16 protein-coding genes are annotated in these 16,471 nt (G+C 31.6%); 14 read left to right on the top strand and 2 right to left on the bottom strand.

From position 1 onward, the window contains the following. Positions 1 to 2 precede the first annotated feature (2 nt). The 6 genes from ccoN to M3P09_RS05125 all read left to right on the top strand — a co-directional run bounded on the left by ccoN (position 3) and on the right by M3P09_RS05125 (position 6,038). Positions 3 to 2,186, top strand: coding sequence for a cytochrome-c oxidase, cbb3-type subunit I (ccoN, locus tag M3P09_RS05150; RefSeq protein WP_249972277.1), 2,184 nt, complete (start codon positions 3 to 5; stop codon positions 2,184 to 2,186). Positions 2,187 to 2,190: 4 nt separating this feature from the next. Further along, complete coding sequence (locus M3P09_RS05145) at positions 2,191 to 2,376, top strand: CcoQ/FixQ family Cbb3-type cytochrome c oxidase assembly chaperone (protein WP_099564277.1); 186 nt, start codon at positions 2,191 to 2,193, stop codon at positions 2,374 to 2,376. Beyond that, a complete protein-coding gene (locus tag M3P09_RS05140; RefSeq protein ID WP_249972276.1) occupies positions 2,373 to 3,260 on the top strand; it encodes a cbb3-type cytochrome c oxidase N-terminal domain-containing protein in 888 nt (295 codons plus the stop codon). The genes M3P09_RS05145 and M3P09_RS05140 overlap by 4 nt, the downstream gene beginning before the upstream one ends. 167 nt (positions 3,261 to 3,427) lie before the next feature. Beyond that, entirely contained in the window at positions 3,428 to 4,852 is a 1,425-nt protein-coding gene (gene ccoG, locus M3P09_RS05135) for a cytochrome c oxidase accessory protein CcoG (protein ID WP_249972275.1), read from the top strand. 26 nt (positions 4,853 to 4,878) lie between these two features. Continuing rightward, positions 4,879 to 5,325 carry a FixH family protein gene (locus tag M3P09_RS05130; RefSeq protein WP_099564279.1) on the top strand — a complete coding sequence of 149 codons (447 nt, stop codon included), beginning with the start codon at positions 4,879 to 4,881 and terminating at the stop codon, positions 5,323 to 5,325. Between the two features lie 11 nt (positions 5,326 to 5,336). Then, positions 5,337 to 6,038: a sulfite exporter TauE/SafE family protein gene (locus M3P09_RS05125; protein WP_249972274.1), complete on the top strand. Its 702-nt coding sequence runs from the start codon at positions 5,337 to 5,339 to the stop codon at positions 6,036 to 6,038. A 71-nt stretch (positions 6,039 to 6,109) separates the two neighbouring features. Here M3P09_RS05125 and M3P09_RS05120 read toward each other — a convergent pair whose 3' ends face one another. After that, a complete protein-coding gene (locus tag M3P09_RS05120; protein ID WP_249972273.1) occupies positions 6,110 to 6,943 on the bottom strand; it encodes a universal stress protein in 834 nt (277 codons plus the stop codon). 18 nt (positions 6,944 to 6,961) lie between these two features. Then, entirely contained in the window at positions 6,962 to 8,326 is a 1,365-nt protein-coding gene (gene hemN, locus M3P09_RS05115) for an oxygen-independent coproporphyrinogen III oxidase (protein WP_249972272.1), read from the bottom strand. Positions 8,327 to 8,451: 125 nt separating this feature from the next. Between hemN and M3P09_RS05110 the strand changes: the two genes are divergently transcribed. From M3P09_RS05110 to M3P09_RS05075, 8 genes are all read left to right on the top strand, one after another. Further along, positions 8,452 to 9,075, top strand: a complete 624-nt coding sequence (locus tag M3P09_RS05110; RefSeq protein ID WP_249972271.1) for a YceI family protein — start codon at positions 8,452 to 8,454, stop codon at positions 9,073 to 9,075. A gap of 85 nt (positions 9,076 to 9,160) precedes the next feature. After that, the gene (locus M3P09_RS05105) at positions 9,161 to 10,333 is read left to right on the top strand and encodes an LETM1-related biofilm-associated protein (protein ID WP_249972270.1); all 1,173 of its coding nucleotides are present in this window, start codon (positions 9,161 to 9,163) and stop codon (positions 10,331 to 10,333) included. 5 nt (positions 10,334 to 10,338) lie between these two features. Then, the gene (locus M3P09_RS05100) at positions 10,339 to 10,905 is read left to right on the top strand and encodes a Crp/Fnr family transcriptional regulator (RefSeq protein ID WP_249972269.1); all 567 of its coding nucleotides are present in this window, start codon (positions 10,339 to 10,341) and stop codon (positions 10,903 to 10,905) included. A gap of 98 nt (positions 10,906 to 11,003) precedes the next feature. After that, on the top strand, positions 11,004 to 11,468 hold the full coding sequence (locus M3P09_RS05095) for a carboxymuconolactone decarboxylase family protein (RefSeq protein WP_099564286.1): 465 nt from the start codon (positions 11,004 to 11,006) through the stop codon (positions 11,466 to 11,468). A 3-nt stretch (positions 11,469 to 11,471) separates the two neighbouring features. Further along, a complete protein-coding gene (locus M3P09_RS05090) occupies positions 11,472 to 11,900 on the top strand; it encodes a DoxX family protein (RefSeq protein WP_249972268.1) in 429 nt (142 codons plus the stop codon). 160 nt (positions 11,901 to 12,060) lie between these two features. Next, the gene (lpxD, locus tag M3P09_RS05085) at positions 12,061 to 13,053 is read left to right on the top strand and encodes a UDP-3-O-(3-hydroxymyristoyl)glucosamine N-acyltransferase (protein ID WP_249972267.1); all 993 of its coding nucleotides are present in this window, start codon (positions 12,061 to 12,063) and stop codon (positions 13,051 to 13,053) included. Between the two features lie 12 nt (positions 13,054 to 13,065). After that, positions 13,066 to 13,971 (top strand): peptidylprolyl isomerase, encoded by a 906-nt coding sequence (locus tag M3P09_RS05080; protein ID WP_099564289.1) that lies wholly within the window; start codon positions 13,066 to 13,068, stop codon positions 13,969 to 13,971. A 215-nt stretch (positions 13,972 to 14,186) separates the two neighbouring features. After that, positions 14,187 to 16,469 (top strand): hypothetical protein, encoded by a 2,283-nt coding sequence (locus M3P09_RS05075; RefSeq protein ID WP_249972266.1) that lies wholly within the window; start codon positions 14,187 to 14,189, stop codon positions 16,467 to 16,469. The last annotated feature ends 2 nt before the right edge of the window (positions 16,470 to 16,471 follow it).

Genomic DNA, 16,471 nt, shown 5'->3' with positions numbered 1-16,471 from the left:
TTATGGAAGTACAACAGTTTCACTACGATAACAAAATCGTTAAAAATTTCCTCTATGCTACCATGCTTTGGGGAGTTGTAGGTATGCTAGTAGGCTTACTACTAGCCTTTATGTTCTTATTCCCTAACTTAACCGATGGTATTTCATGGTTAAGTTTTGGACGCTTAAGACCATTACACACCAATGCTGTTATTTTTGCCTTTGTTGGTAATGCAATTTTTGCAGGTGTTTATTATTCCTCTCAACGTTTACTTAAAGCCAGAATGTTTAGCGATGCATTAAGTAAAATTAACTTTTGGGGCTGGCAACTTATTATTGTAGGGGCTGCAATTACATTACCTTTAGGCTATACTACATCAAAAGAATATGCCGAATTAGAATGGCCTTTTGATATTGCCATTGCACTCATTTGGGTGGTGTTTGGTTGGAATTTAATTGGTACTATTCTAAAAAGAAGACAACGCCATTTATATGTAGCTATTTGGTTTTATATTGCCACATTTGTAACTGTTGCAGTACTTCATATTTTTAATAGTTTAGAAATGCCTGTTAGTGCCATGAAAAGCTATTCAGTATACGCAGGTGTACAGGATGCTTTAGTTCAATGGTGGTACGGCCATAATGCAGTTGCATTTTTCTTAACAACTCCATTTTTAGGGTTGATGTATTACTTTGTGCCTAAAGCAGCAAACAGACCCGTGTACTCTTACAGGTTATCGATTGTTCACTTTTGGTCATTAATTTTTATATATATTTGGGCTGGACCTCATCACCTTTTATACACAGCATTACCAGAATGGGCACAAAACCTTGGTGTTGCATTTTCTGTAATGTTATTAATGCCTTCTTGGGGAGGGATGATAAATGGACTATTAACGCTTCGTGGTGCATGGGACAAAGTTAGAACAGACCCTGTTTTAAAATTCATGGTAGTTGCTATTACTGGTTATGGTATGGCAACCTTTGAGGGCCCAATGCTATCTCTTAAAAACGTAAATGCCATAGGCCACTTTACAGACTGGATTATTGCACACGTACACGTTGGTGCTTTAGCTTGGAACGGCTTTTTAACTTTTGGAATGATATACTACCTAGTACCAAAGTTATTTAAAACAAAATTATACTCTGTAGGATTAGCAAACTTGCACTTCTGGATTGGAACCTTAGGTATTATTATGTATGCTTTACCAATGTACGTTGCTGGATTTACTCAAGCTAGTATGTGGAAACAATTCAACCCTGATGGCACATTAACTTATGGTAACTTTTTAGAAACAGTTACTGAAATTATTCCAATGTATTGGATGCGTGCTATAGGCGGAACGCTTTTTATTGTAGGAATGTTAATTCTTGTTTACAACATCATTGTAACTATTAAAAATGGTAGTAAGGTGTCAGATGAATTAGCTGAAGCTCCAGCTTTACAAAACGTTTCAAAACGTCGTACAGCTAATGAAGGATGGCATACATGGTTAGAAAGAAAACCAGTTCAATTAACAATATTAGCAACTGTAGCTATTTTAATAGGAGGTATTGTACAAATTGTTCCAACTATAATGGTAAAATCTAATATACCAACAATAAGTAGTGTACAACCTTATACACCTTTAGAACTAGAAGGTCGCGACATTTATATTCGAGAAGGCTGTGTTGGATGTCATTCACAAATGATTAGGCCTTTTAGAAGTGAAGTAGAACGCTATGGAGAATATTCAAAAGCTGGTGAATATGTGTACGACCATCCTTTTCTTTGGGGAAGCAAACGTACAGGCCCAGATTTACATCGTGTAGGTGGAAAATATTCTGACAATTGGCACTTAAATCATATGTATGATCCTCAAAGTACCTCATCAGGTTCTATTATGCCAGCATATCAATGGTTAGTTCGCAATGAATTAGATAAGTCTCAAACTGAAGCTAAAATGAAAGCCATGGTATCCTTAGGTGTTCCATACACTGATGAAGATATTGCAAATGCTCAAAAGGCCATGCTAGATCAAGGTACTCAAATAGAGGAAAACTTATATAGCGATCCCGATTTCGCAGAAACTTACGAAGCAGATAAAACTGCTGGAGGTGCAAATTTTGTTGAGATGCGTAATCGTGAAATTGTAGCAATTATTTCTTATTTACAACGATTAGGAACCGATATTAAAGTAAATAATTTAGAAACCGCTCAAAACTAAAATCATGCTAAAATTTGTAAAAAACCATATGGAGAGCATCACAGGTATCGAGATATACCCAATTATTTCATTACTCATATTCTTCATCTTTTTTGTAGTTCTGTTTTGGTGGGTTTTCACGGCTAAAAAAGACTATATAAAAACAGTAAGTAACATACCATTAGACAACCAAAATCAAACAGAGTTATGAGAAATTTAATTCCATCTTGGGTAAGAGTACCTATTGTATTCTTTATCATCTTCGGACTAGTAGAATATTTTGTAGATTCTGGTGATAAGCCAGCATTTATAGAACAACCAATAGTATTATTATTTTTGTTATTAGTATTGTTAGTTCTTATAGCCATTGAAGCCATAGTTGCCTCTGTTGATAATATCTTATATCATAGCTTAGACGAAGAAGGCAAAGCAAGGTATGATGCCAAAAGAAGCAAAGTACCTGAATTTAAGTGGATAAAAAACACTTATAAAAAATTAGTTGGAGCTAGGCCAATTAAAGAAGAACACGAAATTATTTTAGACCACAATTATGATGGTATAAAAGAATTAGATAATAACCTACCTCCTTGGTGGATATATAGTTTTTACATTTCAATAATATTTGCTGCGGTTTATTTGCTTAGGTTCCACGTTTTTAATGGCGAAAATCAATATAGTGAATTAGAAACCGAATATGCCGAGGCCAAAATTGCAATAGAAAATTATAAAAAAACAGCTAAAGACTTAGTCGATTTTAATACCGTTGAATTATTAACTGAAGCATCTGATTTAAAAGCAGGTCAAACTATTTTCGAAACCAATTGTGTAGCTTGTCATAAAGCTGACGGCGGAGGTGGTATTGGCCCAAACCTAACCGATGAGAATTGGATACTAGGAGGTGGTATCAAAAATGTTTTTAAAACAGTATCTGAAGGCGGTCGTGATGGTAAAGGAATGATTGCTTGGAAACAAAGTTTAAAACCTGCCGAAATTGCTCAAGTATCAAGCTATGTATTACAATTTCAAGGTACAACACCTGCAGAACCAAAAGCAGCTGAAGGTGATATATGGGTAGAAGAAGCAACTAACGAGTAAATACAACTAATCTACAAGGTTTGTAAAAAAACCTTGTAGATTAAAAAAGTAAAACATTTTCAGTTGGAGTGTATAATAAAGAGAATAAATATTAATATCTCTTTTTAGGTACAAATATGTTGAGTGAAATTTTTACTTAGCATGACAAAAAAAATAAAGACAACACTTTGGAAGCACCAGAAAACGAATCGTTTAGAGACTCTATTGGCACTATTAATGAAGAAGGCAAACGTGCTTGGGTATATCCAAAAAAGCCAAGTGGTAAATATTATGAAAAGCGAAAAATAGTAAGTTATATTTTGCTTGTTTTTTTATTTGCTGCACCATTTATAAAAATTAATGGCAACCAGTTCTTAATGTTTAATATTTTAGAACGCCGCTATAACATTTTTAGTTTTCCTTTTTGGCCACAAGATTTCCACTTATTTGTAATCTCAATGATTATAGGTGTTATTTTTATTGCGCTTTTTACTGTTAGCTTTGGGCGTATTTTTTGTGGCTGGATTTGTCCACAAACCATTTTTATGGAAATGGTTTTCCGCAGAATTGAATATTGGATTGATGGAGACAGAAACAAACAACGCAAACTAGATAGGCAAAAATGGGATGCTGAGAAAATTAGAAAACGCCTATTAAAATGGTTTATATTTTTAGTCATATCCTTTCTAATTGCTAATGTATTTCTAGCATATTTAATTGGGAGTGACAAGCTTATAAAATATGTTACAGATGGTCCTTTAGAGCATTTAGGCACCATGTTTCCTCTAATAATCTTTACGGCAGTTTTCTATTTTGTATTTGCCTGGTTTAGAGAACAAGTCTGTATTATTGCCTGTCCTTACGGAAGGTTACAAGGCGTGCTACTTGACAACAAATCAATAGTTGTAGCTTACGATCATAAGCGAGGTGAAGGAGAAAGTGGTAGAAAAAAGTTTAGAAAAAATGAAGACCGAAAAGAACTTGGTCATGGTGATTGTATAGATTGCTTACAATGTGTACATGTATGCCCAACAAATATTGATATTAGAAACGGTACGCAATTAGAGTGTGTAAACTGTACGGCCTGTATAGATGAATGCGACCACATTATGGAAAGCATTAATTTACCAAAAGGATTAATTAGGTATGCAAGTGAAAATGAAATAGAGAAAAAAGAAAAGTTTAAGCTTACCGCCAGAATGAAAGGTTATATCGCTGTTCTTATAATTCTTATAGGAGTTTTAGCTGGTATGTTATCATTAAGAAATGATATAGAAGCTAGGGTATTACGATTACCAGGACAATTATACGAACATAAGGAAGGTACCATTATAAGCAACGTTTTCACTTATAAATTAGTTAATAAAACATCAAAAAATATTGAGAACATTAGCTTCAAACTTAGAAAGTATAAAGGTGAAATTAAATTAGTATCAGCAGCTAATAATTTTGTAGTACCAGAACAGGGTTTAGCAGAAGGTACATTATTTATTGAAATTGATAAAAACGAATTAAAAGGAGATAAAAACAAACTAACCATTGATGTATATAGTGGTGATACACTCATTGAAACCACTACAGTAAACTTTTTAGCACCAAGAAGCTATAATTAGCTGTTAGTTTTTAAAAAATAAAGATTATGAAATTTAATTGGGGAACAGGAATTGTATTAGCTTTTATTGGCTTTATTAGCTTTATCATGTATTTTATTGTTACTATGCATACTGATGCAAAATATGATCATGATTTAGTAACTGAAGATTATTATAAACAAGAATTAGAGTTTCAAAATGATATAGACAAAGAAAAAAACTCTAAAGATTTAACCTCAAATATTACTTGGAAAAAAACCAACGACGGTATATTAATAGTATTTCCTGAAGCACTTAAAGCAGAAAAAATTTCAGGAAAAGTGTTCCTATATAGACCATCCAATAAACAATTTGACTTTGATACTGCTATTTCATTGTCAAACCATAATTTGCTCATACCTGACAAACGTTTATTAGATGGTCGTTGGAACATTAAAGTAGATTGGGAATATAACGGTAAATCGTATTTATTCAAAAAAGAAATTGTGTATTAAAATTTAAAGTAATGCTTTGGTCTGCAATTATATTGGGTCTTTTAGGAAGTTTTCATTGCATTGGTATGTGTGGCCCTATTGCTTTTATGTTACCCGTAGACAGAAGTAATTCTACAAAAAAAATAATACAAATTTCTATCTATCATTTTGGAAGATTATTAGCATATAGCATCATTGGGTTAATTTTTGGTTTCGTTGGCAAAAGCCTTTATATTTTTGGATTGCAACAACAATTATCAATTATAATAGGTGTTATAATGATTGTTGTGATACTAACGCCTCTACACATTTTTAATAAGTACAATTTCTCAAAACCTATCTATAAAATAATTTCTAAAGTAAAGTCTGCACTAGGAAAAGCTCTAAAAAAGAAAACTTCTGACACCTTTTTAACCATCGGTTTTTTAAATGGGTTTTTACCTTGCGGTTTAGTTTATATGGCTGTTTTTGCATCTATAACAACTGCAAATGCCTTTCAAGGCAGTTTGTATATGTTGCTATTTGGCATAGGCACTATTCCACTTATGACGTCGGCCATTTATTTAGGTAAATTTTTAAACGCCACTATTAAACAACGTATCCAAAAAGCTATTCCTGTTTTTGTTGTTGTAATTGGATTGCTATTTATTATTAGAGGCTTAGGATTAGGTATTCCTTACATATCCCCTGCTCCTATTACTGAAATAGCTTCGAGTGCAATTGATTGCCATTAATTATTAAACGCCATAAAAAAAGGGAACAATAGATTTATTATTCCCTAGTTTTCAATAAGATTTTATACTAACTAAATCTTAAAAGTAATTACTGGTAAGGTTGAATGGTTTGCAACATCTTCTCCAACACTACCTTGAAAGAAATGAGACAACCCTTTTCTTCCATGAGTTGGCATAGCAATCAAATCTGCTCCCATTTTTATAGAAAAGTTTAAAATACCATCTTCTACAGTATAATCAGATACATAATGAACATCTTTCATTTTATCTAAATTCCCATCTGCTTTAGTAAAAAAGTTAACCACAAGGCGTTCAATTTCTAATGAATTTTTAAACCTGTCATTAGGTAAGTTTACATAAACCAAATAAACCTTAGACCCCATTTTATCGAATAATTTTGATGCATTTAAATAAGCTTTTATTGACTTTTCAGAGAAATCACAAGCAAAAACTACATCATGAAAATCTATTTGATTTAAATTATTCTTCACAACTAAAACTGGTATATCTGCGTTGCGTACCACTCGCTCTGTGTTTGATCCTATAAAAAATTCTTTTGCTCCGCTTACTCCATGAGACCCCATAACAATAAGGTCTGCATCATGCTTTAGCGCAACATCATTTACTTCGCTAAACACTTTAAAGTGCTTAACTATTGGAGTTATTTTTATATCTTTTAAATAATCTTTATCAAGAAAATCATTAAACTTTTGTTCTGCTAACTTAAAGAAAAACGCAGCTTTTTGATTTTGCAATCCATCTGTTGCATTTAGCATGATATCAGACATTTCTAACATATGTAATATTAACAGTTCAGCATTGTTTTTCTTTGCTAATTTTGCTGAAGCTTTTAAAGCAAATTCTGAATGTTTAGAAAAATCTATGGGCACAATAATTTTTTTCATGGTTTTAGTGTTTTAATGTTAAACAGTCATAGAAAACAACTGTACATCGGGTTGTTTTCGTTGTAATAATACATCAAAAGCCATACAAACATTTCTAACAAATGGTTGTCCTGCTTTAGTTACTTCAATACTATTCGAGCTTATGTTAAGGAGTCCATCAGCTTCCATTTCTTTTAATTGCATTAATGCTTCTGGTATTTCTTTAAAATAAAGATGATTTTCATTCCATGAGGTTTTAAATTGACACATTAAATTAAGAATATGTTTTCTTATAACTAAATCTTCCTCATTTAAAATATGCCCTCTATATACTGGAATTATATTCTCATTTATTAAATGATAATATGCTTCAATTCCTTTTACATTTTGGGCGAAACCATACCAACTATCGCTAATAGAGGATACTCCCAACCCAATCATAGCTTGTGTTTTTGATGCCGTATAACCCATAAAATTTCTATGCAAACCTCCGCTTTGCATAGATAGATAAAGGCTATCTGTAGTTAAAGCAAAATGGTCCATTCCTATTTCCTGGTAACCAACTTTAGCAAGTAGTTCTTTACCTAATTCGTACTGTGCTCTTTTTAATTCTGCCGATGGCAAATCTGTATCTTTAAAACCTCGTTGTCCATTCCCTTTCATCCAAGGTACATGTGCATAGCTATAAAAAGCCAACCTATCAGGAAGCAATTCTTTAGTTTTTAATATGGTTTCTTTTACATGATCTAAAGTTTGAAATGGTAAACCAAAAATAATGTCATGTCCTACAGAAGTATATCCAATTTCCCTTGCAAGTTGTGTTGCTCGTTTTACGTTTTCAAAAGGTTGAATTCTATGTATTGCTTTTTGCACTGTTTCATTATAATCCTGTACACCATAACTTACACGTCTAAAACCAACATCATAAAGTGCTTGTAAGTGTTCTCTCGTGGTATTATTTGGATGTCCTTCAAAACTAAACTCGTAATTTTTTGCAAGTTTGGATGTCTTTAAAATACCGTTAATAAGCCGTTTTAAGTTTTCAGGACTAAAAAAGGTTGGTGTGCCTCCACCAAGATGCATTTCTTTAATTATTGGTTTTTCGTCAAACAGTTCTAAATATAATGACCATTCTTTTAAAACCGCAGTAATATAAGGAGACTCAACACTATGCTGTTTTGTAATACGCTTATTACAACCACAAAATGTACATAAACTTTCGCAAAAAGGCAGATGAATATAAAGACTTATACCTTCATCTAAATTACTTTCATTAAAAGATGTGATTAAAGACGATTTCCATTTTTTTAAAGAAAATGTCTCATTATTCCAATAAGGAACCGTTGGGTAACTTGTATACCGCGGTCCGGCAATATTATACTTGTTTACTAAATTGCTTAACATACCTAACTTTTATAAAACAAAAATACAATACGGCATAGGTTTAAAATATGATATATGTCATGTAGAATATTTGCAATTAGCTAATTATTAACTTAACTTTCGGATAAATAAAAACACTATTAAAAATGAAAAAAATAAGCTTTCTATTAATTGCCATAACACTAGGTTTTTCGGCTTGTAAGAATGAAAAGAAAGAAACCAAATCTGCAGATGAAACAGTAATTGCTGAAAAATTTGTTGTTAAACCAGAAGGAACATCTGTAAAATGGACGGCTTACAAAACTACTGAGAAAAAACCTGTTGGAGGAATCTTTAAAATTTTAAACTTTGAAAACAAAGAAGGTGCTACACCACAAGAGGCTTTAAATAATTTAAGCTTTTCAATTCCTGTTAGCAGTTTATTTACTAATGATGCAACCAATACTCGCGATGCTAAAATAAAAACCTCATTTTTTGGTACGATGCTAAATACTGAGTTCTTAAAAGGAACTATTAAATTTGTTGATAACAACTATGTTGCTTCTATAACTATGAACGATGTCACCAATGATTTACCTCTAACTGTCAGCATAACAGATGAAAGACGTGTAAGTATGACTGGCACCATGAACCTTAAAGACTGGAATGCATTAGCGGCTTTAGATGCATTAAATAAGGTATGCTTTGATTTACATAAAGGACCAGATGGTGTAAGTAAAACTTGGGAAGATGTTGCTATTGAAGTTAATACCTTTCTCCGTAAAAATTAATCGTATATATTTTAAAATATATCAATATTTAAAGCTGCTTATAAGGCAGCTTTTTTATTTTTACACTATAAATTAAAATAACCATATGAATCCGTCGGCTCAAGGTTGGATAAAAAAATTACTAAAGGAAGTTACTCAAAACAATTCTTTTTTAAATTATAAAGAAGATGAGTTTTATAGTGCCTTAAGAACTTGTGGTTTTATTTATGGTAGTAACTTGAGTATAGTTGCACAAGCTTTTAAAAATGCTGATCTCTCTGAAGAAGAGTTATGTAAAACCAATTTATGTTTAACACTTTTATATGCACATAAAAACTCAAACTCTAAACTTTCTTTTGTGGATAGTGTTATTGACTTTTACACCAGCATTAATGAGTATAAAATGTCTTTTTTTCAAGAGCTTATAGGTGGAAAAAAATCAAGTGAACAATTAGAAAAGATAATTCATAAACGAATTCAAATTGATGATAATATTATCACTAAAAACTTCAACTATTTTATTATTAATGCTTTATTATTTGTTGATGTATTAGCGTATCAAGAGTTTTTAAAAAATGAATCTATTTCGAATGAATACATAAAAAATTTAGAAGCAACTATTGAATCTATTTCTTTAGATGTTTTAAAATCTAAATCCACAATAAATCAATATGATGATAGTTTAATAAAGCTTTTTGAGTCTTCGTTAAGGTATCAAAACAACACATATATTAGTTACAACAATGCCATTAACATATTAAAAACGCCTCAAGAAAAACAGTATATTTTAGATTTAGCATGTATGGCAACTTGGAGTGATCGTGCCATTGATAAAGATGAACAACAGTTTCTTATTAAATTGGGTAACGACTTAAATGTAAACACATCTCAGGTTAATCTATCTATAGAATCAGTTAATCAATTTTATACCACCCATAAAGATAATATTGCACTATTAAGTTCTAAAAACATTGTAAAAAGTTTTTACAACAACTCTAGCAAAATGGTTACAAAACTTATTTCTAGAAATAGTAAACGCTTATACCAAGAGTTAAAAGATAGCAAAGAACTTATGGTACTCATTTCTCAATCTACAATAAGAGATTTGAATAAAGACGAACAAAAAAAGGTACAAGAACAACTTTTAGACATTTTTAAATCAATACCAAGTCTCGCTATATTTTTACTTCCAGGTGGTGCTTTACTACTCCCTTTAGTCGTTAAATTTATTCCTAAATTGTTACCCTCGGCTTTTGATGATAACAGAATTGAAGAATAGTTTTTATGAAAACTCAATTACAAAACTATTTAAACAGATACGCTTCTTTTTCTTCTGAAGAAATAGATCGTTTTTATAATTATCTTACACCAAGAACATTTCAGAAAAAAGAATTTCTTTTAAAAGAAGGCGACATTTGTAAAAACAAATTTTTTATTATAGATGGTCTAATACGCCTTTTTAATATTGATAATAAAGGGCATGAAAACATTATTCACTTTGGTATTGAAAATTGGTGGACAACAAGTTTTGAAAGTTTTATTACAGAAAAACCATCTTTGTTGTACATGCAAGCACTAGAAAAAACAACAGTACTTTCAATCAATAAAGAAAATCTAGAAAAAGCATACCAAAATATTCCAAAACTAGAACGTGTTTTTAGAATTACCACAGAGAATATGCTAATTGCGATAGAACGTAAAAACGAATTTTACACAAAAATGAGCAGTAAAGAACGTTATGATTTTTTTATTAAAAAACTCCTTTCTTTTGCTCAGCGGATACCTCAATATATGATTGCTTCATACTTAGATATTACTCCAGAGTATTTAAGTGAACTTAGAAAAGGTTAGTAATTTATTTGAGTGAAATTCACCTCAAAATCCTATTTCTTAAGATATCTTAATTTTTAATAGAATACGTAAATCTAACTTTGTTTCATAATCAAAAAATGATAACAATTATGCAACGTATTAGCTATAACGATATTCCTCACGGAATGTTTGAAAAATTAAGAGACATTGAAGATTTTTTAAAGCAATCGCCTTTAGAAACTCAATTATTAGAACTTTTAAAACTTAGAATTTCTCAAAAAAATGGTTGTGCTTATTGTGTTGATATGCACTACAAAGAATTAAAGCATACTGGTGAAACCGAATTACGTTTATCTTCACTTTGCGTTTGGGAAGAAACCCCTTATTTCTCAAAAAAGGAACGTGTCGTTTTAAAATTTGCTGACACTGTAACCCGATTAAATAGAGCTCCCATTTCTGATGCTGACTACAATCCACTTTTAGAATACTTTAATAAACAAGATATTGCTTACCTAACATTGGCAATTACACAAATAAATACATGGAATAGGTTAATGAAAGTCTTTCAATTTACTCCAGGACATTATAAAATAGCGCAATAAATCATGCAAGAAAAAATCATAAAATTGTTTTTAAGGGCTGCCATAAGTTTAGGTTTCATTTCTGCGGTGGCAGATAGATTAGGCTATTGGCCTAAAGACGCTTCGACTTGGTATAGTTGGGATGTTTTTTTAGAATATACAGCATTAATAAACCCCATTGTCCCAGAATCTTTAATTTCCACATTAGGAACTATAGCTACAGTTCTAGAAGTCGTTTTTGCTTGCTGTCTTATTATTGGTTACAAAACAGAACTATTTGCAAAACTTAGCGGGTTTCTATTATTAAGCTTTGCTTTAACTATGACTTTTTCAACAGGAATAAAAGGTGTGTTTGATTACTCGGTATTAGCTGCTTCTGCTAGTGCTTTTGCCTTAAGCATAATAAAAGATAAATATTTTGAATTGGATGCGCTTTTAAAGAAAAACAACTAAACCTTTAGCCTCATTAATACAATTTAACTTAAAACTCTTTATAAATAATCACAGTAACTATATACAAAGAGTTACTATTTAATAATATATCATTCAATAAAAGGTGGAATTCTGTTTTATTTCCGTTAGATTTACAATCAACTAACCAATAAAACTACAAATGATTTCTTACACAATCAACGAGATTAATGATATTTTAAAAGGCGAATTAATTGGACATACTAACCAACAAATTGATGGGCCAGAACAATTACAAAACGCAAAAATTAATCACATCACTTTTATAGGAAGTCATAAATATGTTAAGTATTGGGGAGATTCAAAGGCTTGTGCCGCCATTGTTAATGATAATTTAAATGTAGAAGCTGGTGAAAATCGTGCATTAATAAAAGTAAAAAATGCAGATTTAGCTATGGCTAAAATATTAGAATTATTTAATCCGTCTCCACCAGAATTTGAAGCTGATATTCATCCTACTGCAGTAATTCATGAAACGGCTACTATAGGTGCTGGTTGTAAAATTGGTGCAAACTGCTACATTGGTAAAAATGTAATTTTAGGAAACGGGGTTATTTTATATCCAAATGTTTGTGTTTTTGATGAAACTACTATTGGAGATAACACTGTAGCTTGGTCTGGAACTGTAATTCGCGAACGTTGTATTATTGGTAGTCACTGTATTTTTCATACCAATGTAAGTATTGGAGCTGATGGCTTTGGATACCGACCAAGTGATGATGGTCGTGGACTAGTTAAAATACCACAAATTGGCAATGTAATTATTGGGCATTATGTAGAAATTGGTGCAAACTCGTGCGTAGATAGAGCTAAATTTAGCGCTACTATTGTTGGCGATGGCTGTAAAATAGATAACCTAGTACAAATAGCACATAATAGTGTTATGGGACGTTTTTGTATTATGGCTGGACACAGTGGTTTAGCGGGTTCTGTAACTTTAGGAGATGGTGTTATTATTGGTGGAAGTGCTTCCATTAAAGACCATACCACTATAGAATCTGGTGCAACTGTAGGGGCAGGTTCCGGCGTTATGAACAATGTAAAAGCTGGACAAACTGTTTTAGGATATCCGGCACAAGAGGCACGAGATATGCTAAAACAATGGGTAGCAATGCGACGGTTAGCAAAAAAATAGATGCAAAAAAGCATGAAAAAAATTATAACCTTCTTCCTTGGGAGTTTATTATTCCTTCTTTTAGGATGTGATAAAAAGATTGAAGAAGGTGTCATGGAAAGTGATCTTACTAAAGATGTTGAGATGATTACAGACTTTGGCAAAATTGTTATTCGTTTATCTGATGACACTCCAAAGCATCAACATAATTTCATCAAATTAGTAAATAATCGTTTTTATGATAGTATTGCATTTCATCGTGTTATTGAAGGTTTTATGATTCAATCTGGAAATCCAACCAGTAAACCTAACACATCTTTTAATCCCGATGGTAACCCAAAACTCTCATACACTTTAGAAGCAGAGTTTAGACCAAATTTATTTCATAAAAGAGGCGCTATAGGTGCAGCAAGAGAAGGTGATATTGCCAACCCAAGTCGTTCTTCCAGTGGATTTCAATTTTATATTGTACAAAGAAGCAAACAAACAGATAGTACTTTAAATAAGGCGTTAGAACGTGTTAATTTTATGTCTGCAAGAAATAATGTGATTAATAGCTCTAAAATAAAACCAGATGTTGATGAGTACATTAGATTAATGAAAAGAAATCAGCTAATAAATGAAGAAGATTTAACTGATGAAGACTCCTTGTTGTTTAATACTTTAAAAAACAAGATTGACTCCTATAACATGGATTCGTTGGCTAAAATTGAATTGAAAAACATAAAACAATATAATTACCCAAAAGCCCATACTGATGTTTATAAAACTATTGGAGGCACACCTCATCTAGATCAAAACTATACCGTTTTTGGTGAAGTAGTTAAAGGAATGAATATTGTTGATAGTATAGCGAAAACCAAAACAGATGAATCTGATAAACCAATTAATGATATTCGAATCTTATCAGTAAAAATGATTAAAAGAAAATCATATTAAATATCGTCAGTTCGACGTAAGATGCTATGTTTTCAAGTATAAAACCTAATAAAAACTGACTACGCTCGATCTGACTGCAAAAGTTAAAACCTTGATAATTAGATAGTAAATTCAACACTGATTTGACTATATAGATTGGCCGTATAGCAATAGATTGTTATTGTCAGAAAAAAGTGATAATTTTAGTTTTAAATTATTTAGATGTTTAAACGCACATGAGGACAGCTTTTTTAGTTGCTATATTATTCACATTAACCATTAATTCTCAAAGCATTGATGTTGTAAAACAGATACAGCATGCATCGCATAACAAAGCTTCCGAATCCATATATTTACAAACGAGTAAAGACATATACGAAACCAGAGAAGATTTATGGTTTAAAGCTTATGTACTAGATTCAAAAAACTTAACGCCATCTAACAAAAGCAAAATTTTATTTGTTCAATTATTGAATAACGAACAAGATATTCCTGTATGGGAAGAAAAGTACGAAATAGAGAATGGCTTTGTAAATGGACATTTATTTTTACAGGACACGTTAAAACCAGGCACATACACACTAACGGCATACAGCGCAAATTCTTTTTACAAAGATTCTGGTGCGTTTAATGCGGTTAGAAAAATTCAAGTATTAAAAAGCATAGCTGACAAACCTCCTCAATCAAATCAGAAAAAACAGGATAGTATATTTCAGTTTGTAACGTTTCCTGAAGGTGGAAATTTAGTAAATGGTATTGAAAGCAGATTAGCTTTTAAAGCGGTAAACTCAAAAGGGCATCCTGTAAATGTATCAGGTGTATTATACGAAAATGATGAGCCTTTAACGCATTTTAAAAGCACACATTTGGGTATGGGAAGCTTTCTATTTATTCCCAATACAAACAAAAGTTATCATATAAAACTCTCAAAAAAAGGAGAGCAAGAAACCTATTCTATTCCTAAAATTTATAGTCAAGGGAAAGTGATGCGATTAATTTCTCAAACAAAAGAAAACCTAATTTTTAAGGTTTCTCAAAACCCTAGTTTAAAAAAGGAAACCGTACATATAAGAGTGCAATCAAGAGGTATTGCGTACAATTTAGCAACAGCAGTATTAGAAAAAAACTTAAAAATAAAAATTCCTATTACAGATTTACCCCAAGGGATAGCAGAGGTAACATTATTTAATAAAAATTTTGAGCCAATATGCGAACGCTTAATTTATGTTAATCCGGATAGAAAACTTAATATAAAAACAAGTTTGCTTAAAAGTGAATATAAAACTAGAGATAAAGGCACTTTAAAAATACAGGTTACAGACGAGAATGGAAACCCAGTAATGGCGCATTTAAGCTTAAGTATTTTTGACCGTATTTATAAAAATAAGCAAGACTCAAAAACCATAGAGAGTCATTATTTTTTATCTACACAGCTAAAAGGGAAACTTTATAATCCTGCCTACTATTTTGATGAGCAAAATAAAGACCGAAAAGAAAATTTAGATTTACTTTTATTAACCCAAGGTTGGAGGCGTTATGTATGGTCTGAAACCAATTTAGAAGCTTTAAAACACAAAAAACAAGTAGTTTTTGATGATATTACTGGTAAAGCAACTAATAAAGAAAAGAAGAAAAATAAAGATTCTAAACTACTAGGTACACCAGTAATTAATGTTTCTAATTCTGAGCTTAAAAACCCAAGTGAGTTTATTCTTTTAGACTCATTGGGTATGTTTAAAGTTAAACCTAATCATTTAAAACTAGGAGAGCGCAACTATGTTTACTTTAAACTTATGATTTCGCCACAACAGAAATACTTATATACGATTAACAACAATTGGTTTAAATCAATTAATACGACTAGAAAAACGAAGTCCATCTACTACCCAGAATACCATCCTAAAAACTTAGAAGAAGAGCAGGTTATACCTTTTAAACTTTATGCAGATATAAAAGAGTTGGATGAAGTGGTGCTTAAAACAAAAAAGAAGCGGGTGTCTCGTGATAAATATTTGGGAAAACTAGATAGTATTTTAAGATTAGAAATTATAGATTGGATAGCAGAGCCCTGCAAAACATTAAACTGCCCGTTTCATCCTTATGAGCCAGGAAACGAATTACCTGTTGAGGGGCAAACATACTCTAGATATGTAAGCGAGTATTACGAAAATAATCAGCGTAAAGAAATACGCGAAACAGTAGTATATAAAAAACGTAAAATAACGGATGAGTATTTAATGTCTAGATTTAACCTTATTAGAATAAAAGGCTATTATGGCAAGCGGGAATTTTACCAACCGGTTTATGATGAAGAAACTATAAATGATCCCTTCCCTGATTATAGAAATACCCTGTTTTGGAAACCAGATATTATTACTAACAAACAAGGCGAAGCCATTATAGAGTTTTATTGCTCTGATATTAATACCACGTTTTTAGGCGAAATAGAAGGTGTAAGTGGCGATGGATTATTAGGTGCAGCTAATTTAGAATTTGCAGTTCGTAAACGGAAAAATTAAAT

Source organism: Jejuia spongiicola (genome assembly GCF_023502325.1).
Classification (GTDB): Bacteria; Bacteroidota; Bacteroidia; order Flavobacteriales; family Flavobacteriaceae; genus Wocania_A; species Wocania_A spongiicola.
The sequence above is the reverse complement of the archived record's forward strand: the minus strand, read 5'-3'. Positions and strand labels throughout refer to the sequence as shown.

Coding starts and splice junctions, on each gene's coding strand:
- M3P09_RS05140 (WP_249972276.1), top strand. CDS start 2,373: ATGAGAAATTTAATTCCATCTTGGGTAAGAGTACCTATTGTATTCTTT.
- M3P09_RS05145 (WP_099564277.1), top strand. CDS start 2,191: ATGCTAAAATTTGTAAAAAACCATATGGAGAGCATCACAGGTATCGAG.
- lpxD (WP_249972267.1), top strand. CDS start 12,061: ATGATTTCTTACACAATCAACGAGATTAATGATATTTTAAAAGGCGAA.
- M3P09_RS05095 (WP_099564286.1), top strand. CDS start 11,004: ATGATAACAATTATGCAACGTATTAGCTATAACGATATTCCTCACGGA.
- M3P09_RS05090 (WP_249972268.1), top strand. CDS start 11,472: ATGCAAGAAAAAATCATAAAATTGTTTTTAAGGGCTGCCATAAGTTTA.
- M3P09_RS05110 (WP_249972271.1), top strand. CDS start 8,452: ATGAAAAAAATAAGCTTTCTATTAATTGCCATAACACTAGGTTTTTCG.
- M3P09_RS05120 (WP_249972273.1), bottom strand. CDS start 6,943: ATGAAAAAAATTATTGTGCCCATAGATTTTTCTAAACATTCAGAATTT.
- M3P09_RS05105 (WP_249972270.1), top strand. CDS start 9,161: ATGAATCCGTCGGCTCAAGGTTGGATAAAAAAATTACTAAAGGAAGTT.
- M3P09_RS05080 (WP_099564289.1), top strand. CDS start 13,066: ATGAAAAAAATTATAACCTTCTTCCTTGGGAGTTTATTATTCCTTCTT.
- M3P09_RS05100 (WP_249972269.1), top strand. CDS start 10,339: ATGAAAACTCAATTACAAAACTATTTAAACAGATACGCTTCTTTTTCT.
- M3P09_RS05125 (WP_249972274.1), top strand. CDS start 5,337: ATGCTTTGGTCTGCAATTATATTGGGTCTTTTAGGAAGTTTTCATTGC.
- M3P09_RS05130 (WP_099564279.1), top strand. CDS start 4,879: ATGAAATTTAATTGGGGAACAGGAATTGTATTAGCTTTTATTGGCTTT.
- M3P09_RS05075 (WP_249972266.1), top strand. CDS start 14,187: ATGAGGACAGCTTTTTTAGTTGCTATATTATTCACATTAACCATTAAT.
- hemN (WP_249972272.1), bottom strand. CDS start 8,326: ATGTTAAGCAATTTAGTAAACAAGTATAATATTGCCGGACCGCGGTAT.
- ccoN (WP_249972277.1), top strand. CDS start 3: ATGGAAGTACAACAGTTTCACTACGATAACAAAATCGTTAAAAATTTC.